Consider the following 21,045-nt stretch of genomic DNA (forward strand, 5'->3'; position numbering starts at 1 on the left):
TTAAACTCCGGATTCGCGGAAATGAATATCGCTGACCGCGCGCAGACGTTCGGCCGCCTGTTCTGCCGTCAGGTCACGCTGCGTCTCAGCCAGCATTTCATAACCGACCATAAACTTACGTACCGTGGCGGAGCGTAATAACGGCGGGTAAAAATGCGCGTGCAACTGCCAGTGGCTCTGATCCTGCTGGGTGAAGGGGGCACCGTGCCAGCCCATCGAGTAGGGGAAGGAGCACTGAAACAGGTTATCGTAGCGGCTGGTCAGTTGCTTAAGGGCCAGCGCCAGGTCGCCACGCTGTGCGTCGGTTAAGTCGGTGATCCGCAGGATATGCGCTTTGGGTAACAGCAGCGTTTCAAACGGCCAGGCCGCCCAGTAGGGCACCACGGCCAGCCAGTGTTCGGTTTCAACGACGGTGCGGCTGCCGTCCTGGCGCTCGCGTTCAGCGTAATCCACCAGCATGGGGGAGCCGTACTGGCGGAAATAGGCGTTCTGCAGACGGTCTTCGCGTTCGGCTTCATTGGGCAGAAAGCTGTTGGCCCACACCTGGCCATGCGGGTGCGGGTTCGAGCAGCCCATGGCCGCGCCTTTGTTCTCAAAAACCTGAACCCACGGGTAAGTGCGGCCCAGATCGGCGGTCTGTTCCTGCCAGGTTTTCACCACCGCTTCCAGCGCGCTCAGGCTCAGTTCCGGCAGGGTTTTGCTGTGATCCGGCGAGAAGCAGATAACGCGGCTGGTGCCGCGCGCGCTCTGGCTGCGCATCAGCGGATCGCTGCTTTGCGGCGCATCCGGCGTGTCGGTCATCAGTGCCGCAAAGTCATTGGTGAAGACATAGGTGCCGGGGTAATCGGGGTTTTTATCGCCGGTGACGCGCGTGTTCTCCGGGCACAAAAAGCAGTCGGGATCGTGGGCCGGCAGGGTCTGTTTCGCCGGGGTTTCCTGAGCCCCCTGCCAGGGGCGTTTGGCGCGGTGCGGCGACACCAGAACCCATTGATCGGTCAGCGGGTTGTAACGGCGATGCGGGTGATCGACCGGATTAAATTGCATCATGATTTACCTTGTTTAAAAGCCCCTCCGAAGAGGGGTAATCGGCTCTGCGGTTGTTGCCGTGTGTTTATTCATGGGTTGGCAGGGCAATATCTTTGCTGACACGCAGTCCGTCATTGTCAAAAATCATGCAGTGCTGGCTGTCAAACGCGAGTGTGATTTTTTGCCATGGGCGGAAGTGCACATCGCCGGGGAGGAGGATTTTAATGTTGTCGTGACCATAGCACTGGCCGAAGAGATAGGTATTGTTGCCAAGTCGCTCCACCACTTCGCACTGGAACTCCAGTTGCGTGCCGCGCGTGACATCCGTAGAGAGATGTTCCGGGCGGATCCCCAGCGTGACTTCCGCGCCAGGTTCAAGAGGCGACGTAGTGATTGCCAGCGTTAATGTGTGCCCCTGAGCGAGCGTTACCGTCAACTCGCCCGGTTGCCACGCTTGTACTGTCGAAGGCAGGAAATTCATTTTCGGCGAGCCGATAAACCCGGCGACAAAGCGGTTTTTCGGGTTGTAATAGAGCGCCATTGGCGAGCCCATCTGCTCAATATTGCCGTAATTCATCACCACGATTTTATCGGCCAGCGTCATCGCTTCTACCTGATCGTGGGTGACATACACCATGGTGGTTTTCAGCTCCTGGTGCAGGCGTGCGATATGCAGACGCATCTCGACGCGCAGTTCGGCATCGAGGTTAGAGAGCGGTTCATCAAACATAAACACGCGCGGGTTGCGCACAATCGCGCGACCAATCGCTACACGCTGGCGTTGACCGCCGGAGAGCTGTTTCGGTTTTCTGTCCAGCAGATGGCTGAGCTGTAAGGTTGTGGCGACCATCTCCACCTGACGGCGAATTTCCTCCTTCGGGACTTTATTGACCTTCAGGCCGTAACCCATGTTTTCCGCCACGGTCATATGTGGATAGAGCGCGTAAGACTGGAACACCATCGACACGCCGCGATGGGCGGGGGCGACATCGTTCATCACCTCGTCGCCAATCAGGACTTCCCCTTCGCTGACCTCTTCCAGGCCAGCAATCATGCGCAGCATGGTCGATTTCCCGCAGCCGGAAGGGCCGACAAACACGGCAAACTCACCGTCTTCAATCGACAGATTCACATTGTTCAGCGTCACCGTGTCGCCAAAGCGCTTGGTGACATTCCTCAGTCGTATATTGGACATCAACGTTCCCCGAAATTAGTAGCCGTTATGTGCAGCGATAAGCGCGTTGTCGGATGCTTTTGTTTTACGTATAACAATCAGGCGACAGGCTTGCTCAACCGCGAAAATTCATGCTCAGACTATAACTTCCAGTGTTTTAGCGCCCTATATCGAATTTCCATTTCTGTTGTGTCTGTCACACAACTGACAGTTAATTCTCGTTTTGTTAGCCACTCAAGCGTAACGTATAACAAATCGAATTGAGCGCATGAATACGTTTTAACCCCAGTGATATCAGGTGATTTTAACGTTGTCTCATCGGATGTCGCACCATGAAAACCACTAAAATGTTATACCTTGACATGAGGGTGATAATGAAAAAGAGAACACTTACCGCACTGATCCTCTCTGCACTGGCTGCCGGCCAGCTTATTAGCCTGTCGGCGCATGCGGCAACAAAGCAGCTTAACGTCTGGGAAGACATTAAAAAGTCCGTTGGTATCCAGGACGCCGTCAAAGACTTTGAGCAAAAGTACGACGTTAAAGTGAATGTTCAGGAGATGCCCTACGCGCAGCAACTGGAAAAATTACGCCTGGATGGCCCGGCAGGCATCGGGCCGGATGTGCTGGTCATCCCCAATGATCAATTGGGTGGCGCAGTTGTGCAAGGGCTGCTGGCCCCCCTGAATCTGGACAAAGAAAAGGTTGACGCCTTTACCCCGGCTTCCATCAACGCCTTCCGTCTGGACAACACCCTGTACGGCGTACCGAAAGCGGTCGAAACGCTGGTGCTGATTTACAACAAAGACCTGATCGACAAACCGCTGCAAAGCCTGCCGGAGTGGCTCGACTACTCGAAGAAACAGCGTGAGCAGAACAAATACGGTCTGTTGGCCAAGTTTGACCAAATCTATTACAGCTGGGGCGCTATCGGTCCGATGGGCGGTTACCTGTTCGGGAAAAACGACAAGGGCGGCTTCAACCCGAAAGATATCGGCCTGAATAAACCCGGCGCGGTGGAAGCGGTCACCTTCCTGAAAAAATTCTACAGCGAGGGGGTCTTCCCGTCGGGGATCCTCGGTGATAACGGGCTGAACGCCATTGATTCACTGTTTACCGAGAAAAAAGCCGCGGCGGTGATTAACGGCCCGTGGGCTTTCCAGCCGTATGAGGCCGCTGGCGTTAACTACGGCGTGGTGCCGCTGCCAAATCTGCCGGATGGCAAACCCATGAGCTCCTTCCTGGGCGTGAAAGGCTATGTGGTCTCCACCTGGAGCAAAGATAAGCAACTGGCGCAGCAATTTCTCGAATTTATCAACCAGCCGCAGTACGTGAAAACGCGCTATATCGCTACCCGCGAGATCCCGGCGCAGAAAGCGATGATTGACGATCCGATGATCAAAAACGACGAGAAAGCCAGTGCGGTCGCGGTGCAGGCCGCGCGTGCAACGGCCATGCCGGGCATCCCGGAGATGGGCGAAGTCTGGGGGCCGGCAAACGCGGCGCTGGAGCTGAGCCTGACCGGCAAGCAGGAGCCGCAGGCCGCGCTCGATGCCGCCACCAAACAGATCCATATGCAAGTTGAAGCCATGCAGGCCAGTAACCAGTAACCGCTTGTTGTAGCAGAACGGGAGGGCAACCTCCCGTTGTCGAAAAGGAGTCGTACGTGATTATCAGTCCCAGCGAGAATTTTGCCAAAACGCAAGGTGCAGGCCGTCATGCATGGTGCGGGCTGCTGCTGGCCATCGTGCCGGGCTTTGGTCAGTTCTATCACCGTCAGTGGCTAAAAGGCCTTATCTTCCTTGTACTGTTGAGCAGTTTTACCGGCATTTTCTATGATTTTCTGCGCGAAGGACTCTGGGGGTTATACACCCTTGGCGAAGAGGTGCCGCGTGATAACTCCATCTTTTTACTGGCGGAAGGGATCATCAGTCTGTTGATCATCGCCTTTGGCGTGATGGTCTGGTATCTGTCGCTGCGCGATGCATGGATTAACGGTAAAAAGCGCGATGAAGGTAAGCCGCTTAACAGCGTGCGCAAGCAGTATCAAATGCTGCTCAGCGATGGGTTTCCCTATCTGATGATCACCCCCGGCTTTATTCTGCTGGTGTTTGTGGTGATTTTCCCGATCCTGTTCGGCTTCTCCATTGCCTTTACCAATTACAACCTCTACCACACGCCGCCCGCCAAACTGGTGGACTGGGTGGGATTAAAGAATTTCGTCAATATCTTTACCCTCTCGATCTGGCGCTCGACGTTTCTTGATGTGCTGCAGTGGACGGTGGTCTGGACGCTACTGGCAACCACTCTGCAATGCACCGTTGGCGTACTGCTGGCGATTCTGGTCAATCAGAAAGATCTGCGGTTTAAGCCCCTGGTGCGCACCATTTTTATTCTGCCGTGGGCGGTGCCGGGCTTCGTCACCATTCTGGTCTTTGCCGGGATGTTTAACGACTCCTTTGGCGTGATTAACAACGCTATTCTGGCTTTCTTTGGTATTGCGCCGAAAGCGTGGCTTACCGATCCCTTCTGGACGAAAACAGCGCTGATCATGATGCAAACCTGGCTCGGTTTTCCGTTTGTCTTTGCCATGACCACCGGGGTATTGCAGGCCATTCCTGACGATCTGTACGAGGCGGCGAAGATGGACGGTGCCAGCACCTGGACCCGGTTACGCACGATTACGCTGCCGCTGGTGCTCTATTCGATCGCGCCAATCATCATCACCCAGTACACCTTTAACTTTAATAATTTCAACATTATCTACCTGTTTAACAACGGCGGCCCGGCGGTGGCAGGGGCGAACGCGGGGGGCACCGATATCCTGGTGTCGTGGATCTACAAGCTGACGATGTCCTCATCGCAGTATGCGATTGCTGCGACCATCACCATTTTGCTGTCGATTTTTGTTGTCGGCCTGGCGTTGTGGCAGTTCCGTGCCACCAAATCCTTTAAAAACGACGACATGGCATAAGGGAAGAAAAATGGCTAAATCACAAAGTATCCGCCGCGAAAAGTGGATCCGCCTGTCGCTCTCCTGGCTGGTTATCGTGCTGGTATCGCTTGTCATTATCTATCCGCTGGTGTGGACGGTCGGTGCCTCGCTGAACGCCGGTAACAGCCTGCTCAGCACATCGATAATCCCGGAGAACCTCTCGTTCCAGCACTATGCCGATCTGTTTAACGGCCAGGTGAACTACCTGACCTGGTACTGGAATTCAATGAAGATCAGCCTGCTGACCATGATATTGACCTTAATCAGCGTCAGCTTTACCGCGTACGCCTTTTCGCGCTTCCGTTTTAAAGGGCGCCAGAATGGCCTGATGCTGTTTTTGCTGTTGCAGATGATCCCGCAGTTCTCTGCGCTCATCGCCATCTTCGTGCTGTCGCAACTGCTGGGGCTGATTAACAGTCATATGGCGTTGGTGCTGATCTACGTTGCCGGGATGATCCCGATGAATACTTATCTGATGAAGGGGTATCTCGATGCCATTCCGCGCGATCTGGACGAATCGGCCCACATGGACGGTGCCAGCAACTTCCGCATCTTTATCGAGATAATCATGCCGCTGTCAAAGCCGATTGTGGCGGTCGTGGCGCTGTTCTCCTTCACCGGTCCGCTGGGGGATTTCATTCTCTCCAGCACCATTTTACGCACCCCGGACAAATACACGCTGCCGATTGGTCTGTACAACCTGGTGGCACAAAAAATGGGTGCCAGTTACACCACCTACGCGGCGGGCGCGGTGTTGATCGCCGTGCCGGTGGCCATTCTCTACCTTGCCTTACAAAAATACTTCGTCTCCGGCCTGACCTCCGGCAGCACTAAAGGATAACCACATGAAAAGATTTACACCCGCTCTGCTTGCTGTTTGTCTCTGTAGTTTGTCCGCCAGTTCGTTTGCCGCCGACGCGTTAAAGACGCGCCCGTTCAGCGGCATGCCAGCCGACTTTATTAAAGGGGCGGATATCTCAACGCTGCTGGATGCCGAAAAGCACGGGGCGAAGTTTTATAACGACAAGAATCAGCCGCAGGATGCGCTCGCTATCCTGAAAGCCAATGGCGTGAACTATGTGCGCCTGCGTTTATGGGTCGATCCGAAGGACGCTAAAGGCCAGGCATACGGCGGGGGCGATAACGATTTGGCGACCACGCTCGCGCTGGCAAAACGCGCGAAAGCGCAGGGCATGAAGTTGCTGCTCGATTTCCACTACAGTGATTTCTGGACCGATCCGGGCAAACAATTCAAACCAAAAGCCTGGGAAAAAATGGATTATCCGCAGCTAAAAACCGCGATCCATGACTATACCCGCGACACCATTGCCCGCTTTAAACAGGAGGGCGTACTGCCGGATATGGTGCAAATCGGCAATGAAATTAACTCCGGTATCCTCTGGCCGGAAGGCAAAAGCTGGGGGCAGGGCGGCGGTGAGTTTGACCGGCTGGCGGGGCTGCTCAATTCCGCCATTGACGGGCTCAAGGAGAATTTGAAAAACGGCGAACAGGTGAAGATTATGCTGCACCTGGCCGAAGGCACCAAAAACGATACCTTCCGCTGGTGGTTTGATGAAATCACGAAACGCAATGTGCCGTTCGATGTGATTGGCCTGTCGATGTACACCTACTGGAACGGGCCGATCAGCGCGTTGCAGGCCAATATGGACGACATCAGCAAACGCTACAACAAAGATGTGATTGTGGTGGAAGCGGCTTACGCCTATACGCTGGCCAACTGCGATAACGCCGAAAATAGCTTCCAGGAAAAAGAAGAGAAAGCGGGCGGCTACCCCGGCACCGTGCAGGGGCAGTATGACTATATCCACGATTTAATGCAGTCGGTTATCAATGTTCAGGGCCATCGCGGCAAGGGTATTTTTTATTGGGAGCCGACCTGGATTGCGGTCCCCGGAAATACCTGGGCGACGCAGGCGGGAATGAACTATATCAACGACAAATGGAAAGAGGGGAATGCGCGGGAAAACCAGGCATTGTTTGATTGTCAGGGAAAAGTGCTGCCTTCGGTAAAAGTATTTAATTAACGCTGGTGTTGTAAATTTCAGGATCTTTAATATGAATAAATTTGCGCCTTTAAGCCCGAAGGTTGTCTCGCTATTGCATGGCGCGGACTATAACCCGGAGCAATGGGAGAATTACCCCGGTATTATCGATGACGATATAGCCATGATGAAACAAGCAAAATGCAATGTCATGTCGGTCGGGATATTTAGCTGGTCAAAACTGGAACCTCGGGAAGGGGAATTTAATTTCGGCTGGCTGGATTCGGTTATTGAGAAGTTATATGCGGCGGGAATTCATATTTTCCTCGCCACACCGAGCGGTGCCCGGCCTGCCTGGATGTCGCAGAAATACCCGGAAGTGCTGCGTGTCGGGCGCGATCGCGTCCCGGCACTGCACGGCGGGCGGCATAATCACTGCATGACCTCGCCGGTCTACCGGGAGAAAACGCTCAAAATCAATACGCTGCTAGCAGAGCGCTATGCGCAGCATCCGGCGGTACTCGGCTGGCATATTTCCAACGAGTACGGTGGTGAATGTCACTGTGATTTGTGCCAGCAAAAGTTCCGTGACTGGCTGAAAGCCCGTTACCAGACGCTGGAGAACCTTAACCACGCCTGGTGGAGCGATTTCTGGAGCCACACCTATTCGGACTGGTCGCAAATTCAGTCGCCGTCGCCACAGGGTGAAGTGTCGATCCATGGGCTGAATCTGGACTGGCGACGTTTTAACACCGCGCAGGTCACTGATTTCTGCCGCCATGAAATTGCCCCGTTGAAAGCGGCGAATGTGCAGCTTCCGGTGACCACCAACTTTATGGAGTATTTCTACGATTACGACTACTGGCAGCTTGCGCCAGCGATCGATTTTATCTCCTGGGACAGCTACCCCATGTGGCACCGGGACAAAGATGAGACGCAGCTCGCCTGCTACACCGCGATGTACCACGACATGATGCGCTCGCTAAAAGGAGGCAAGCCGTTTGTGTTGATGGAGTCAACGCCGAGCGTCACCAACTGGCAGCCAACCAGCAAAGTGAAAAAGCCGGGGATGCATATCTTGTCCTCGTTGCAGGCGGTGGCCCACGGCGCGGATTCGGTGCAGTACTTCCAGTGGCGTAAAAGCCGCGGTTCGGTAGAGAAGTTCCACGGTGCGATCATCGATCATGTTGGTCATCTTGATACCCGTGTCGGGCGTGAAGTGTGCGCGTTGGGCGACATGCTTGAAAAACTCACCCCGGTGCTGGGATGTCGCACCGATGCGCGTGTGGCGGTCATCTTTGACCAGCAAAACCGCTGGGCGCTGGACGATGCCCAGGGGCCGCGCAATAAAGGCATGGAGTACGAAAAAACGGTAAATGAACACTACCGCCCGTTCTGGGAAAAAGGCATTGCGGTAGATGTCATTAACGCCGATGCGGATCTCAGCCGTTATCAACTGGTGATCGCGCCCATGCTTTACATGGTTCGTGAGGGGTTTGCGCAGCGCGCCGAAGCGTTTGTCGCGGCGGGCGGGCATCTGGTTACCTCTTACTGGACCGGCGTGGTGAACGAGAGCGACCTCTGTTATCTCGGTGGTTTCCCGGGCCCGCTGCGCAAATTGATTGGCGTCTGGGCCGAGGAGATCGACTGCCTGGACGACAATGAGCGCAATCTGGTGCAGGGGCTGGCAGGGAACGATGCCGGATTACAGGGGCCGTATCAGGTGCGCCATCTGTGTGAACTGATTCATGCCGAGAGCGCCAAACCGCTGGCTACTTATCGGGATGACTTCTATGCCGGCCGCCCGGCGGTGACGGTCAATCAATTTGGCAAGGGTAAAGCATGGCACGTTGCCTCACGCAACGACCTGGCGTTCCAGCGCGATTTCTTTGCCAGCCTTATTGATGAACTGGCCTTGCCGCGTGCCGTTGAGCAGGATTTCCCGCCGGGGGTGGTGGCAACAGCGCGTACCGACGGGGAAAGCACGTTTGTTTTTATCCAGAACTTTAGCGCCCAGCAGCAGACGATCACCCTGCCGCAGGGCTATCAGGATTGCCTGTCCGCCGCGTCGGTCAGTGGTTCGCTGGTGCTGACGCCGTGGGATTGCCGTGTTGTTCGCCGTCAGGCGTAATGTCTGACTTATACGCCTGCCCATTCGGGCAGGCTTTTTTTTATCTGTTGAAAATCAGGAGTCGATGATGGTGAGTCTTAAATCTTTCCTGCACTACTTCTCTGAACCGAAAAATACCGCGGCAGTGCCCATCAGCGAAGCTGAGCTGCAATTGATCCAGCGGCTGGCAAAGGCATTTGGCGGTGCGGAGAACATTGAGACCGTGGATGCCTGTCTGACCCGTTTACGGGTGACGGTGAAAGATCTGTCCGTTGTGGATCCGCAAGCGCTGCAACATGAAGGGGCGCTGGGGGTGATTATTCTCGGTCAGCAGGTGCATGCGATATTTGGCAAACAGTCAGATGCGCTGCGCAAATTACTGGATGAACATTTCTTTTCCCGCACATAAATAAAAAGGGATACCCGTGAGGGTATCCCGAAATACAAAAAAGAAAAGCAAAGGCAATATAAATACTGTCAGGTAATAACCCGGCAGTTCTCGGAGATAAATAACGAGGGTAATGCATTAATAAACAAAATCATCTCGCGTTATATCGCGACGGCAGCACTGGACATAACCAGGGGCTTATTTATATAAGCAACCGGTATTAACAGATGTAGCCAATTAAGCGATAACGGAAAAGAGAATGTTTATTTACCACCAGGCTTCAACCTGTACGCCAAAGTTCCAGGTGTTATTTTTGGTGCCATCTTCAAATGATTTGCCATTTTCTGAATCATTTAAATAGGAAGCAAAGACACGTAGCTCAGGGCGTGACATAAATTCCGGGCCATCTGCCAGACCCACCGCGAAGGTATATTTTTCGCCGCTCTGTTTGTAATGGGTACCGTTTTTGTAGTCATCTTTCTGGTAGAAGCCGCCAACTTCACCGATCAGGCGCACGTAGTTGGTCATCTGATACTGCGCGCGGCCCACCAGTGAAACCAGACGGGTTTTGTCGGTATATTCCGTAATGTCGTTAGCAGAGCCGTAGGTCAGCACGTGGTTCAGCGAGAACTTACTGGTAATCGGAATGAGCCCGGTGTTGATCACACGGTAACCGCTGGCATCGTTCACATAATGCCACATGTCATACCAGCCGCCGCCCTGTGATACCATGTTCTGCGCCAGCCCTTTGTTGGCATATTGCAGCACCAGTTTGTTGTAGCCGCCAAACATATCCTGACTGATTTCGCCGGTCACCATCACACCGTCATCCGCTTCGTATAAGCCGCCGTACTCTTTCTGCTTTTTCGTCGGATTTGGCATCGCGTAGTCAATGCCGAACTCGGTCCAGGCGCCTGACCACGGCTTCCAGCCCGCATAGCGAACGTCGATATAGTTGATATTGACGTCATTGTCATTATCGACGCGGTAATCAACGTCATTGGCGTCACCCCGGATCCAGGCTACCGAGACGGCACCCGGCCCGACGCTGTAGTTTTCAATCCCCGCGCCGGAACCGGAGATATTCCAGTACTTGGTATCGATGATGTGCAGGTCGTGACGCTGGTAGTAACGCTTACCGCCCCAGATGACCGCATTAGGATCGTTGGGGATAAGCCCTTTAATTTGCAGGTTCAACTGGCGCAAGCCGAATTGCGCGTCGTCACCAATGGTGGTTTCGTTGTCGTTAGAACCGTCGGAAACCATGCTGACCATACTGTCGAGGTAAAAACTTACATCATCTTTTTTATAGACTTCTGAACCCAGTTCCAGCTCACCGTAGGTATCGGTTTCGTTACCCAGACGACCCAGTTTGTTCTTTTGCCACTCAACCTGTCCGCCATCGCCGGACACGCCTACACCGCCGCGCAGGTAACCGTGAAAGTCGATAGGGACAGATGTCGCAGCCAGCAAAGAAGTTGAAGTCAGCGCAGTGGCTAACGCAAGAGAGAGAGTGCGTAGCATAGTGTTCATATCATTCCTCTTATTGTTTTGTATTACGTTCACATAAGCAGTGTCATAAAATGCCTAAATGTAAAAACAGGCAAACTAACGATTGTGAATATGTGATTAACTGCAAATAAATCAGCGTTTTTTGTTACCGTTAGCGAATCTGTTCACAATGTTGGAGGTTGTGAGCGTCATACTTATTTTGTTAAAATGAGGCAAGGGGATGTGTGGTGAGCGTTTTTTCAGGTCGCCCCTGTTACACTTGGCGTATAACAACATAAGGAACCGGACCATGAAGTCTAAAAGTGCAACGCTGGAAGACGTAGCCCGTCATGCGGGTGTCTCCTACCAGACCGTGTCCAGGGTACTCAACAAATCTGCCAATGTATCCGAAACCACGCGTTTAAAAGTGGAGAAATCCATAGAGTTATTGCGTTATGTACCGAACCGGCTGGCGCAGCAGTTAGTGGGTAAGCAAAGCCAGACCGTCGGTCTGGTGACCACCTCGCTGGCACTCCATGCCCCTTCGCAGGTGGCGGCGGCGGTGAAACGCTACGCCAACCTCGATGGCTACCAGGTGTTGATTTCAATGATCGATGAGAACGTCAATCAAGACATTCAATCCGCCATCAACGAACTGAAATCACAACTGGTAGACAAAGTGATCATCAACGTGCCGCTGGAAACCGAAGAGGCCCAGCGCATCGCGGCTGACAACGATGACATCGTTTGCCTGTTCCTCGATGTCGATCCCTACAGTTCTGTGTTTAACGTTTCGTTTAACCCGGCTGACGGCACCCGTGCCAGCGTCAAACACCTTTATGAACTGGGCCATCGGGAGATTGCGCTACTGGCCGGGCCGGAAACCTCCGTGTCAGCCAGGCTGCGGCTCAAAAGCTGGATCGACACGCTTAACAGTTATGGACTGAAACCGGTGACTGTTTTTCATGGTACCTGGGATGCGCAAAGCGGTTACGCGGGCGCGTTACAGATGTTACGTGAAACACCGAATTTCACCGCCGTGCTGGTGGGGAACGACCAGATGGCGCTCGGCGTGCTGAGCGCCTTCCATCAGCATCAGGTCGCCATTCCGGGGGAGAAATCAGTCGTGGGGTATGACGGGACCTACGAAAGTTCGTTCTTCCATCCGGCGTTGACCACCGTTTCGCTGGATCTCGATTTGCAGGGCAAGGAAGCGGTGCGTCGTCTGCTTGATAGCGGCCACGGTGATTCAGCGCGCAGTTCGTCTGTGTTGCCAGCAAAGCTTATCGTCCGTCATTCAACCGGGGCAGTGCAGGAGCAGGGGATTAACCTGCAGGATATCGCCCAGCAATTGCAGGAAATTGCGCATAAGTTGTGGAAGTAACGTTCAGGCGTCTACTGACGCTGAGGCGCTCCATAGCGAAAGCCCGCCGCGTTTTGCTGAATCCATATGAACAGTGCTCATACGCTATGGATTCGCAAAACGCTCTGTTTATAAAAAACAGGACTGTCAGGATGAGCCTTACGTGGATTGGGGCTCATCCACGCGTGCTCATGCCTGATCTGTCATAGGGGCGGGAAATAATAACAGACAGCTATCCGCTATCAGTCAGGCGTGTCAGTTGGCGGATGCGGTTGGTCTGATGGTGATCTCTGTTGTATCGACGCTCTCAGGGGCTTCAATGACCTGCCGCACGGCACGGGCAATATCCGCAGGTTTTAGTGCCACAGAACGGTAGACATCCATCGCCGCCCTGGTTTGCGGATGCGTAATGGTTGAGGCAAGGTCACTTTCCACAACACCTGGATTGACACAGGTCACGCGAATAGTGGGGCTTTCCTGACGTAATCCATCCGAAATCGCGCGGACCGCGAATTTCGAGGCACAATAGACGGCGGCGGTTGGTACGACAGCAAGGGCGCCGATCGAGCCAATATTGATAATCTGGCCGGAACCCTGCGCTTCCATCACGGGAAGCACAGCGCCAATGCCCCAGAGCACACCCTTGATATTGACGTCTATCATACGCTCCCATTCATCCTGTTTACCTGCGGCAAGCGGAGAAAGCGGCATGATACCCGCATTGTTGATCAGCACATCGACGCGGCCCCATTTATCCAGCGCGTCCTGCACAAAGCTTGCCATCGACAGGCGACTGGTGACATCCAGCTCTCGTGCTTGAGCAACACCGCCCGCGCCGCGTATTTCTGCGGCAATGGCTTCGATACGCTCCAGCCTGCGAGCCCCTAATAACACCTTCGCGCCTGCGTTTCCAAGCTCTCTGGCAATCCCTTCGCCAATCCCGCTTGATGCGCCGGTAATTAATATCACTTTCTGCATAGCATGCTCCTTTAGTTGAGTTCGAAACGATCATAGAACTTCACGATTGTTTCCAGTACCCTGCTTTGACTGGACTCACTGGTTAGCGATGTTAAACAATGAAAATTGATCTCAATCTCTTACCCGTATTTCTCGCCGTGGCAGAAGAGCGTAATTTCAGCGCCGCTGCTGCACGCCTGGGCGTCACCCGATCGGCGATCAGCCAGGGAATTAGGCGGCTTGAGGATGCGTACGGCACAATGCTGGTCATGCGTACGACTCGCTCAGTAACCCTGACGGAAGCAGGGGAACGGCTACGAGAATCGCTGTCATCACCGTTATCCAGTATTGACGCGGCGTTCGAAGAGATAGCGTCTGACAATGTGCCGCGAGGATGTCTGCGAATTGCCGTGACCTCGATAGCCGAAGCGTTTCTTTCTGGCCCGCTGATTGCCTCGTTTGCGGCGGACAACCCTGCCGTAACGGTTGATATTGTCGTGACCGATGAAGAGTTTGATATTGTGGCTGCGGGTTATGACGCTGGCGTAAGGCTTGGAGAGGTGATCGAAAAGGATATGATTGCCGTCCCGCTTACCGGAAAGCAACGTGAAATGGCGGTTGCCTCGCCTGCGTATCTTGCAGCGCATAACGCCCCTGTGCACCCGCGTGAGTTGATTCACCATCGTTGTATCGGCTGGCGTCCTGCCAAAGATATCGCCCCTTATCGCTGGGAATTTGAGGAGGCGGGGGAACCTTTCAATCTGGCGATTGAACCGCAGATTACGACGAACGATCTGCGCCTGATGTTGCGGCTCGCGCTGGCCGGTGGCGGGATTACGTTTGCCACGGAGGATACATTCAGACCTTTTGTTGAGAACGGGCAACTTGTCTCACTGCTGGATGATTATCTGCCTTATTTCCCGGGTTTCTATCTCTACTTTCCTCATCGCCGCAATATGGCGCCCAAACTCCGTGCCCTTGTCGACCATGTCAGGCGGTGGCGGCAGCAGGAACTGCAATAGCGGAGAATAGCGCTGAAAAGGTAGAACGCGACAGGTGGGTCAACATTCAAAATCTCACCTGGTTAATCCATATTCTGTAAATTCAAAAATCCATATTTTTTAGAGATGGTGTTTAAGTTATTTTTTTAAATTAATAACTTAATTAATGTCGTCACTTTTATGTTTTTTTGTGTAATTGTAAAGTCCATCACAGAAACACAGGTTACAGCAAATTTGTCCATATTTTCGCATGTCACTCACTGACACTCTGCCCCGGTGCTGATTTACTTTCATTCGATACCTTACTTTTTTGCAGGCAGGAAAAATGGCTTCTATGAGTAGTGATTCTGTAGTGTTACCGCGCGCACTACGTGATACCCGACGCATGAATTTGTTTGTTTCTATCTCGGCTGCTGTTGCGGGGCTGTTGTTTGGTCTGGATATCGGGGTGATTGCCGGTGCATTGCCCTTTATTTCCGAGCATTTTGCGCTTTCCAGCCGTTTACAGGAGTGGGTCGTCAGCAGCATGATGCTGGGCGCAGCGCTAGGTGCGCTTTTCAACGGGTGGTTATCATTTCGTCTTGGGCGTAAATACAGCCTGATGGCGGGCGCAATACTTTTTGTCGCAGGTTCACTTGGCTCTGCTTTTGCCCACAATGTCGAGGTGTTGTTGCTCTCCCGCGTGCTGCTGGGCGTTGCGGTCGGCATTGCCTCTTACACTGCACCACTTTATCTCTCTGAAATGGCGAGCGAAAATGTGCGTGGAAAGATGATCAGCATGTACCAGTTGATGGTCACCTTAGGCATTGTGCTGGCGTTCCTTTCCGATACTGCTTTCAGCTACAGTGGCAATTGGCGAGCCATGCTCGGCGTGCTGGCGTTGCCTGCGGTTGTCCTGATTATTCTGGTCGTGTTTCTGCCCAATAGCCCACGCTGGCTGGCCCAAAAAGGGCGACACATTGAGGCGGAAGAGGTGCTGCGTATGTTGCGCGATACCTCTGAAAAGGCGCGCGATGAACTGAACGAGATCCGCGAAAGTTTGAAGCTGACGCAGGGTGGTTTCCAGTTGTTCAAAGCTAATCGTAATGTGCGTAGAGCCGTGTACCTTGGCATGCTGTTGCAGGCGATGCAGCAATTCACGGGCATGAATATTATTATGTATTACGCGCCACGCATTTTTAAAATGGCTGGATTTACAACCACTGAGCAGCAGATGATCGCCACCCTTGTGGTTGGGCTAACTTTTATGTTCGCCACGTTTATTGCGGTATTCACCGTCGATAAAGCCGGGCGTAAACCTGCGCTGAAAATCGGTTTTAGCGTGATGGCTATCGGCACGCTGATCCTCGGATACTGCCTCATGCAGTTCGATAACGGTTCGCCATCAAGCAGTCTTTCATGGCTTTCAGTCGGTATGACGATGATGTGTATTGCAGGGTATGCGATGAGCGCGGCACCGGTCGTATGGATCCTGTGCTCTGAGATCCAGCCCTTAAAATGCCGTGATTTCGGTATTACCTGTTCAACCACCACAAACTGGGTATCGAACATGATTATCGGCGCAACCTTCCTGACTCTGCTTGACGCGATTGGCGCGGCGGGTACGTTCTGGCTCTACACCGCACTCAATCTGGCTTTCATTGCATTAACGTTCTGGCTTATCCCGGAAACCAAAAATGTGACGCTGGAACATATTGAACGTCGTCTTATGACGGGTGAAAAACTGCGTAATATTGGGATGTAATTTATCGCGCGTAATTTATCCCGCGTAATTTATCCCGCATTGGTTAGCAGGAAAGCAGGTTAATAAATTAGCCTGCTTTAATCCACAACCCTCACTGATACACTATCTCTGCTAAATTATGATCGCTGCGGTGAGCCAAATTTTGCAGCAATCATTTCTGATGTGGGTTGTATTCCCCCCAGACTCCACTGTTCCGGTTCATGCTCGTCAATTCGGACCCATACCGAACGCCGAAACTCAGGATCGCCTTTTCCCTCAATTTCAACAATAAGGTCAGTCATACGACGTAGAAGTTCATTTTTTTGCTCCGGGCTCAAAATCCCTTTGATGGTTTGCACATTTACGAAGGGCATTGTATTCTCCTTAATTAGCTAGGTCTTAAAATAATACTTAGGTTAAGAGGCAAATCTACACATGTCAAAAGATAATTCATTACCGTACCTGTTACCTGAACTTTGCGGGCTTGCGGCGGCAGCGGAACTCCTTGGCGATCAATGGGTTTTGTTAATTCTAAGAGAGGCTTTTTACGGGGTGACGCGCTTTGAGACGATGCGCGCACATACAAAAATTGCAAAACAGACACTGGCAAACCGATTAAAAAAAATGACTGAACTCGATCTGCTTTGCAAAATCCCTTATCAGGAAGAGGGGACACGTGAACGCTATGAATATGTTCTCACACCAAAAAGCCGATCGCTGGCACCGCTTCTTATTTCCCTGATGGAATGGGGGCATAAAAATATATTGCATGATGAGCCACATATTTCCTTAGTAGATAAATGTACGGGGAATGTCGTACATAGTGCATTCGTGTCAACAAAAGGTGATGTCGTTGAGGCTAAAAATTTACAGATAGTGGCTTTGAAACGTTAATTTGCCTGGTAACCTTGTCTCACTGGTTTTCAGGGCTCATTAAAAGCCCCATTTCGCATACACCTTCGGGACTGTACAGACAAGCCTGTCAGGGGGAGGGGCTGTTATGCGCGAGGGGCAGCTATTGAGCCAGATTAAGGCAAAAAATCGCGTGGTGTTGAATCCAGGATGGCGCGAAAAGCAGCGGTAAATGCAGCCGGGCATGAGAAGCCAAGCTGGTAGGCGACCTGTTTGATTGAGATGCCGTTGGCAAGAAGATCTAACGAAGCACAAATTCTGGCTCTCTGCTTCCACGTTCTAAAACTAAATCCAGTGTCTTTAATAAACAATCGCGAAAATGTACGTTCGGACATGGTAGCGATATAAGCCAGATCGCTTAGCGATGCTTCCCAACGATGATTAACCAATAATTCTCTGGCCGCACAGGCTAATCGCTCATCATGCGGCATTGGAAGTTCCGCGGCTAAAGGGGGAGCCTCGCTGAGAATCTCCAGAAGCAACAGAGCCATTTTCCGTTGGCTCGGTTTGCTGTAGTCATCACAAAAGAGTCCGGCTATCAGCTCTTTCACCAGTGCTGTAGCCGTAATCACATGCACCTGGTGACTCTTCGTAAAATTCGCGCACTCTGCGATAAGGCTGCGGCTGAAATAGACGGCCCGTAGGTCTGTATGTGAAAGCAGGTTGTAACTATGGATCTGAAGAGGCGGTAGCCATAATGCACGCTGAGGCGGTATTACCCACCGGTCATTTTCTGTTTCAACCAGCATAACCCCCCTGGTGGCAAACAGCAGTTGCCCCTCAATATGATGATGAGGAGGATCTGTATCTCCACGTTGATAACTTATCGCGGTGCTTGACCACCCTGTGGTTTCATCATGTCTTGGCGCTTTATCTATACTACCTGGCATTTCGGATTTAGCTCCTGCACTTATGATAGCGACCCTGGAACCATCCGAAGTAAAGCCTTACTGGATGGGGGAGTGATTTAATTTTCAGATTATCATAGGTATTACAGGAGCCTATCCTAATGCGAGTACACTTTATCGTACATGAAAGTTTTGAAGCACCAGGCGCATATGAAACATGGGCCAGAAGCCACGGACATGATGTGACTTTCTCACGCGTATACGCAGGGGATCTGTTGCCATCTGACGCTGAAGGCATCGATTTCCTCATCGTTATGGGCGGCCCGCAAGATCCAGCCACAACAGTCGAAGAGTGTCCGCACTTCGATTCTAAAGCCGAACAGGCGCTCATTTATTCTGCTGTTAATACCGGTAAAGTCGTTATCGGCATCTGCCTCGGCTCACAGTTGATCGGTGAATCCCTCGGCGCATCGTTCGCGCACAGCCCTGAAAAAGAGATAGGTAAATTCCCGATCACCCTGACAGAAGCCGGTAGCAACGATGAGATGTTCTCTCACTTTGCCAGGACGCTCGAAGTCGGCCACTGGCATAACGATATGCCGGGTCTGACGCCGGATGCGAAAATCATCGCTTACAGTGAGGGATGCCCACGTCAGATCGTTTCATACTCGGATCGTGTCATTGGTTTCCAGTGCCACATGGAACTGACGCCGGATATTGTGGAACTGCTCATCGAACAGTCTGCGAAAGATCTGGACCGCGCCGCAGAATATCGCTTCGTTAATACACCAGAGGAACTTCGTGCGCACGATTACAGCGAAATGAACCAGGTGTTATTTGTCTTCCTGGATAAGCTGGAAGCGCGTTACAAATCGGTTTAACCACAGAATGAAGCCCGGTGATAAACACACGTGTGGTGATTATCGAATGCTCCCTATTCAGGCCGCCTGCGCAAATTGTTTCTCGAAAGAGGATACTCAGTGATACGCAGGCTTATCCCAGGGTATCGTCTGGCGAGACACGGCGATGCATGATCAGCGTAAAAGAGCAGCCTTGTTGCGAACTGTCGACTGTCATGTGCCAGCACAGATGGTCGACAATGCGCTGAACAATCGATAATCCAAGCCCTTCGCCATGTTGAGGAGATCCAGACTGAAAGCGCTGAAAATGATGAGGCGCAATGCTTGACGGCAGCCCAGGACCGGTATCCGTGACCGTTAAGGTGGTGTCGCGTAACGTCACAAGAACTTCGCCCTCAACGGTGTACTGGCACGCATTGCGCAGCAGGTTCCATATGACGCTGCGTGCCAGTTCAGCGTTAGTCTCCAGATGGGTTTCCTGCGGCGCGTCCAGCCTGAGTTCGATTTTTTTTCGTGCCAGCCAGGGTTGGCAACGCGCCATGCACTCTTCGATTAAGGGGCGTAACGAGACATTGGCGATGGGAAGCGTATGCGGATCCCGCGAGAGTAAAAGCAGGCATGTCAGTTGACGCTCCATTTCCTGTGTGGTGCGCACGGCGCGCTCGGCGACGGGCACTAAATGGCTGTCAGCAGGCAACTGATGCACCAGCGTTTCTGCGGCACCGCCAATGATAGCCAACGGCGTGCGTAATTCATGGCTGGCATCGCCCGCAAAACATCGCTCACGGTGCAAGAACCGCTCAAGTTCATCACTGTGTTGGGCAAATGCGCGCGCCAGCACGCCGATCTCGTCATTAGAATCCATGAAAGGTAAGGGCTTCTGGTTGCGTTGTACTGCGTTCGCCAGCCGGGTTATCGGGACGGTAACGCGCGCTGAGGTGAGGCGTCCCATCCAGAATGCGCCCAGGATACACACCGCAATGACAAGCGGTGCGAACCCGTCGATCAGCAACTCAAGCCCGGCGTAGGGTTCGCCATCCTGTAGAAAATAGAAGCGCTGTGCATTGCGTTCAAAGACCAGCAGGTGGCGGTAGGCCGACGCTTCCAACAGATGGTAGCCCGGTGCGTACCGGAGCAAAGCATCGGGGGCGGTTTGGGCGTCATACAGCAGGCTACCGGCGGGCAGGGTAGGCACTACGCCACCGGCAACCTCTTCTTCCAAATGCGGTGCCGCCTTGTCGAGGTTTTCTGTCATTGCCCAGGCTCTGAGCTCATCGTAGTCAAGCTGTTCGGCTACGACAAGAACCGCCATCACGGCAACCATCAGCAGGACAAACGAAACAGTAATACGCGTTTTGAGCGTCATCTGACGGTAAAGGGATTTCATGATTACTGGGCTGCCCTGGTCGTTATTCTTGAGAAACCTCGAAAGGCTTGTGCAGGCGAAAACCGATGCCATGAACGGTTTCTATCAGTGCAGGTGTGAAGTTTTTGTCAATACGCTGGCGTAAATCATGAATATGCGTGCGTAACGCACCGCTTTCCGGCGGCTCATCGCCCCAGAGCAGGTACTCCATCTCATGCTTTTTAACCACACCCGGTGCCGCACGCATCAGACACAACAGCAATTTATGTGTGCTGGGTGTCAAATTGATGATTTGCCCCTGGCGCCATGCCTGCGGTGCGCTGGCATCCACGAGCAGATCTTCCCATTTTAGCGTCCCCTGAACTTGCCGACCCTGAGCCCGGCGGACGAGCGCCTAGATACGGGCATCCAATTCCCTGAGAGAAAAGGGTTTAATGAGGTAATCGTCAGCCCCAAGCGCAAACCCCTGCACACGGTCATCAACGGGATCGCGTGCGGTCAACATCAGCACTGGCACCGGGTTTTGATAGTCGCAGCGAAGTTTGCTACAGAGTGTCATGCCATCCATACGCGGCAGCATGAGATCCAGAAGAATAGCGTCGTAGTTATTCTGCGTTGCCATACGCAGGCCTGTGACACCGTCACGCGCCTCATCCAGCACATAACCCAGCGGCTCGAAAAAGTCATAGAGATTGGCAATCAGTTCGGGGTTATCTTCGATAATAAGCAGGCGAGTCATAAGAAAATTGACGTATCCATAAATGGGCCGAATACCTTAACAACTTCCTGACACGGACTTATTGATACTCAGCACATTTCTAACACGCT

General features: G+C 52.7%; 20 protein-coding genes. 11 read left to right on the plus strand and 9 right to left on the minus strand.

What is annotated here, in order from left to right; translation table 11 throughout:
* Both galT and MRY16398_RS12995 read right to left on the minus strand, forming a co-directional pair.
* Positions 1 to 1,047, minus strand: a complete 1,047-nt coding sequence (gene galT, locus MRY16398_RS12990) for a galactose-1-phosphate uridylyltransferase (RefSeq protein ID WP_103245577.1) — start codon at positions 1,045 to 1,047, stop codon at positions 1 to 3.
* 64 nt (positions 1,048 to 1,111) lie between these two features.
* Positions 1,112 to 2,221: an ABC transporter ATP-binding protein gene (locus tag MRY16398_RS12995; protein WP_125124533.1), complete on the minus strand. Its 1,110-nt coding sequence runs from the start codon at positions 2,219 to 2,221 to the stop codon at positions 1,112 to 1,114.
* A 353-nt stretch (positions 2,222 to 2,574) separates the two neighbouring features.
* On the opposite strand from MRY16398_RS12995, the gene MRY16398_RS13000 reads away from it, so the two are divergent.
* The 6 genes from MRY16398_RS13000 to MRY16398_RS13025 all read left to right on the plus strand — a co-directional run bounded on the left by MRY16398_RS13000 (position 2,575) and on the right by MRY16398_RS13025 (position 9,717).
* A complete protein-coding gene (locus tag MRY16398_RS13000; RefSeq protein WP_039078787.1) occupies positions 2,575 to 3,810 on the plus strand; it encodes an extracellular solute-binding protein in 1,236 nt (411 codons plus the stop codon).
* Positions 3,811 to 3,866: 56 nt separating this feature from the next.
* Positions 3,867 to 5,174, plus strand: coding sequence for a carbohydrate ABC transporter permease (locus tag MRY16398_RS13005; protein WP_039078788.1), 1,308 nt, complete (start codon positions 3,867 to 3,869; stop codon positions 5,172 to 5,174).
* Between the two features lie 10 nt (positions 5,175 to 5,184).
* Positions 5,185 to 6,036: a sugar ABC transporter permease gene (locus MRY16398_RS13010; protein ID WP_125124534.1), complete on the plus strand. Its 852-nt coding sequence runs from the start codon at positions 5,185 to 5,187 to the stop codon at positions 6,034 to 6,036.
* Between the two features lie 4 nt (positions 6,037 to 6,040).
* Positions 6,041 to 7,240 carry a glycoside hydrolase family 53 protein gene (locus MRY16398_RS13015; protein ID WP_039078790.1) on the plus strand — a complete coding sequence of 400 codons (1,200 nt, stop codon included), beginning with the start codon at positions 6,041 to 6,043 and terminating at the stop codon, positions 7,238 to 7,240.
* Between the two features lie 31 nt (positions 7,241 to 7,271).
* Positions 7,272 to 9,329 carry a beta-galactosidase gene (locus MRY16398_RS13020; protein ID WP_125124535.1) on the plus strand — a complete coding sequence of 686 codons (2,058 nt, stop codon included), beginning with the start codon at positions 7,272 to 7,274 and terminating at the stop codon, positions 9,327 to 9,329.
* A 67-nt stretch (positions 9,330 to 9,396) separates the two neighbouring features.
* Positions 9,397 to 9,717, plus strand: coding sequence for a PTS transporter subunit EIIB (locus MRY16398_RS13025; RefSeq protein WP_039078792.1), 321 nt, complete (start codon positions 9,397 to 9,399; stop codon positions 9,715 to 9,717).
* Positions 9,718 to 9,963: 246 nt separating this feature from the next.
* Here MRY16398_RS13025 and MRY16398_RS13030 read toward each other — a convergent pair whose 3' ends face one another.
* Complete coding sequence (locus MRY16398_RS13030; RefSeq protein WP_108701177.1) at positions 9,964 to 11,229, minus strand: maltoporin; 1,266 nt, start codon at positions 11,227 to 11,229, stop codon at positions 9,964 to 9,966.
* Between the two features lie 268 nt (positions 11,230 to 11,497).
* On the opposite strand from MRY16398_RS13030, the gene MRY16398_RS13035 reads away from it, so the two are divergent.
* Complete coding sequence (locus tag MRY16398_RS13035) at positions 11,498 to 12,571, plus strand: LacI family DNA-binding transcriptional regulator (protein WP_039078794.1); 1,074 nt, start codon at positions 11,498 to 11,500, stop codon at positions 12,569 to 12,571.
* A 234-nt stretch (positions 12,572 to 12,805) separates the two neighbouring features.
* Here MRY16398_RS13035 and MRY16398_RS13040 read toward each other — a convergent pair whose 3' ends face one another.
* On the minus strand, positions 12,806 to 13,528 hold the full coding sequence (locus MRY16398_RS13040; protein ID WP_039078795.1) for an SDR family oxidoreductase: 723 nt from the start codon (positions 13,526 to 13,528) through the stop codon (positions 12,806 to 12,808).
* Positions 13,529 to 13,626: 98 nt separating this feature from the next.
* Between MRY16398_RS13040 and MRY16398_RS13045 the strand changes: the two genes are divergently transcribed.
* Both MRY16398_RS13045 and araE read left to right on the plus strand, forming a co-directional pair.
* Positions 13,627 to 14,529, plus strand: a complete 903-nt coding sequence (locus MRY16398_RS13045; RefSeq protein WP_125124536.1) for a LysR family transcriptional regulator — start codon at positions 13,627 to 13,629, stop codon at positions 14,527 to 14,529.
* A 304-nt stretch (positions 14,530 to 14,833) separates the two neighbouring features.
* Positions 14,834 to 16,252 carry an arabinose-proton symporter AraE gene (araE, locus tag MRY16398_RS13050; protein ID WP_071195486.1) on the plus strand — a complete coding sequence of 473 codons (1,419 nt, stop codon included), beginning with the start codon at positions 14,834 to 14,836 and terminating at the stop codon, positions 16,250 to 16,252.
* A 116-nt stretch (positions 16,253 to 16,368) separates the two neighbouring features.
* Here the strand turns inward: araE and MRY16398_RS13055 are convergent, their stop codons facing one another.
* Positions 16,369 to 16,605, minus strand: a complete 237-nt coding sequence (locus tag MRY16398_RS13055; protein WP_039078798.1) for a tautomerase family protein — start codon at positions 16,603 to 16,605, stop codon at positions 16,369 to 16,371.
* Positions 16,606 to 16,666: 61 nt separating this feature from the next.
* On the opposite strand from MRY16398_RS13055, the gene MRY16398_RS13060 reads away from it, so the two are divergent.
* Positions 16,667 to 17,125 carry a winged helix-turn-helix transcriptional regulator gene (locus MRY16398_RS13060; protein ID WP_125124537.1) on the plus strand — a complete coding sequence of 153 codons (459 nt, stop codon included), beginning with the start codon at positions 16,667 to 16,669 and terminating at the stop codon, positions 17,123 to 17,125.
* A gap of 134 nt (positions 17,126 to 17,259) precedes the next feature.
* On the opposite strand, the gene MRY16398_RS13065 is transcribed toward MRY16398_RS13060, so the two are convergent.
* Positions 17,260 to 18,033 (minus strand): AraC family transcriptional regulator, encoded by a 774-nt coding sequence (locus tag MRY16398_RS13065; RefSeq protein ID WP_125124538.1) that lies wholly within the window; start codon positions 18,031 to 18,033, stop codon positions 17,260 to 17,262.
* Between the two features lie 119 nt (positions 18,034 to 18,152).
* On the opposite strand from MRY16398_RS13065, the gene MRY16398_RS13070 reads away from it, so the two are divergent.
* The gene (locus MRY16398_RS13070; RefSeq protein ID WP_125124539.1) at positions 18,153 to 18,872 is read left to right on the plus strand and encodes a type 1 glutamine amidotransferase; all 720 of its coding nucleotides are present in this window, start codon (positions 18,153 to 18,155) and stop codon (positions 18,870 to 18,872) included.
* A gap of 112 nt (positions 18,873 to 18,984) precedes the next feature.
* Here MRY16398_RS13070 and MRY16398_RS13075 read toward each other — a convergent pair whose 3' ends face one another.
* From MRY16398_RS13075 to MRY16398_RS31400, 3 genes are all read right to left on the minus strand, one after another.
* Positions 18,985 to 20,238 carry a sensor histidine kinase gene (locus tag MRY16398_RS13075; protein ID WP_125124540.1) on the minus strand — a complete coding sequence of 418 codons (1,254 nt, stop codon included), beginning with the start codon at positions 20,236 to 20,238 and terminating at the stop codon, positions 18,985 to 18,987.
* Between the two features lie 22 nt (positions 20,239 to 20,260).
* On the minus strand, positions 20,261 to 20,548 hold the full coding sequence (locus MRY16398_RS31395) for a helix-turn-helix domain-containing protein (protein ID WP_458575208.1): 288 nt from the start codon (positions 20,546 to 20,548) through the stop codon (positions 20,261 to 20,263).
* Positions 20,549 to 20,611: 63 nt separating this feature from the next.
* Positions 20,612 to 20,956 carry a response regulator transcription factor gene (locus MRY16398_RS31400; protein ID WP_458575209.1) on the minus strand — a complete coding sequence of 115 codons (345 nt, stop codon included), beginning with the start codon at positions 20,954 to 20,956 and terminating at the stop codon, positions 20,612 to 20,614.
* Positions 20,957 to 21,045 lie beyond the last annotated feature (89 nt).

The organism is Phytobacter sp. MRY16-398 (assembly GCF_003925915.1).
GTDB classification, from domain to species: domain Bacteria; phylum Pseudomonadota; class Gammaproteobacteria; order Enterobacterales; family Enterobacteriaceae; genus Phytobacter; species Phytobacter diazotrophicus.

Bases quoted from the DNA above. Each gene is read 5' to 3' on its own strand.
- MRY16398_RS13075 (WP_125124540.1), bottom strand. From the start codon at position 20,238: ATGAAATCCCTTTACCGTCAGATGACGCTCAAAACGCGTATTACTGTT.
- MRY16398_RS13035 (WP_039078794.1), top strand. From the start codon at position 11,498: ATGAAGTCTAAAAGTGCAACGCTGGAAGACGTAGCCCGTCATGCGGGT.
- MRY16398_RS13025 (WP_039078792.1), top strand. From the start codon at position 9,397: ATGGTGAGTCTTAAATCTTTCCTGCACTACTTCTCTGAACCGAAAAAT.
- MRY16398_RS13065 (WP_125124538.1), bottom strand. From the start codon at position 18,033: ATGCCAGGTAGTATAGATAAAGCGCCAAGACATGATGAAACCACAGGG.
- MRY16398_RS13010 (WP_125124534.1), top strand. From the start codon at position 5,185: ATGGCTAAATCACAAAGTATCCGCCGCGAAAAGTGGATCCGCCTGTCG.
- MRY16398_RS13030 (WP_108701177.1), bottom strand. From the start codon at position 11,229: ATGAACACTATGCTACGCACTCTCTCTCTTGCGTTAGCCACTGCGCTG.
- galT (WP_103245577.1), bottom strand. From the start codon at position 1,047: ATGATGCAATTTAATCCGGTCGATCACCCGCATCGCCGTTACAACCCG.
- MRY16398_RS12995 (WP_125124533.1), bottom strand. From the start codon at position 2,221: ATGTCCAATATACGACTGAGGAATGTCACCAAGCGCTTTGGCGACACG.
- MRY16398_RS13060 (WP_125124537.1), top strand. From the start codon at position 16,667: ATGTCAAAAGATAATTCATTACCGTACCTGTTACCTGAACTTTGCGGG.
- MRY16398_RS31400 (WP_458575209.1), bottom strand. From the start codon at position 20,956: ATGACTCGCCTGCTTATTATCGAAGATAACCCCGAACTGATTGCCAAT.
- MRY16398_RS13070 (WP_125124539.1), top strand. From the start codon at position 18,153: ATGCGAGTACACTTTATCGTACATGAAAGTTTTGAAGCACCAGGCGCA.
- MRY16398_RS13020 (WP_125124535.1), top strand. From the start codon at position 7,272: ATGAATAAATTTGCGCCTTTAAGCCCGAAGGTTGTCTCGCTATTGCAT.
- MRY16398_RS13045 (WP_125124536.1), top strand. From the start codon at position 13,627: ATGAAAATTGATCTCAATCTCTTACCCGTATTTCTCGCCGTGGCAGAA.
- MRY16398_RS13040 (WP_039078795.1), bottom strand. From the start codon at position 13,528: ATGCAGAAAGTGATATTAATTACCGGCGCATCAAGCGGGATTGGCGAA.
- MRY16398_RS13000 (WP_039078787.1), top strand. From the start codon at position 2,575: ATGAAAAAGAGAACACTTACCGCACTGATCCTCTCTGCACTGGCTGCC.
- MRY16398_RS13015 (WP_039078790.1), top strand. From the start codon at position 6,041: ATGAAAAGATTTACACCCGCTCTGCTTGCTGTTTGTCTCTGTAGTTTG.
- araE (WP_071195486.1), top strand. From the start codon at position 14,834: ATGGCTTCTATGAGTAGTGATTCTGTAGTGTTACCGCGCGCACTACGT.
- MRY16398_RS13055 (WP_039078798.1), bottom strand. From the start codon at position 16,605: ATGCCCTTCGTAAATGTGCAAACCATCAAAGGGATTTTGAGCCCGGAG.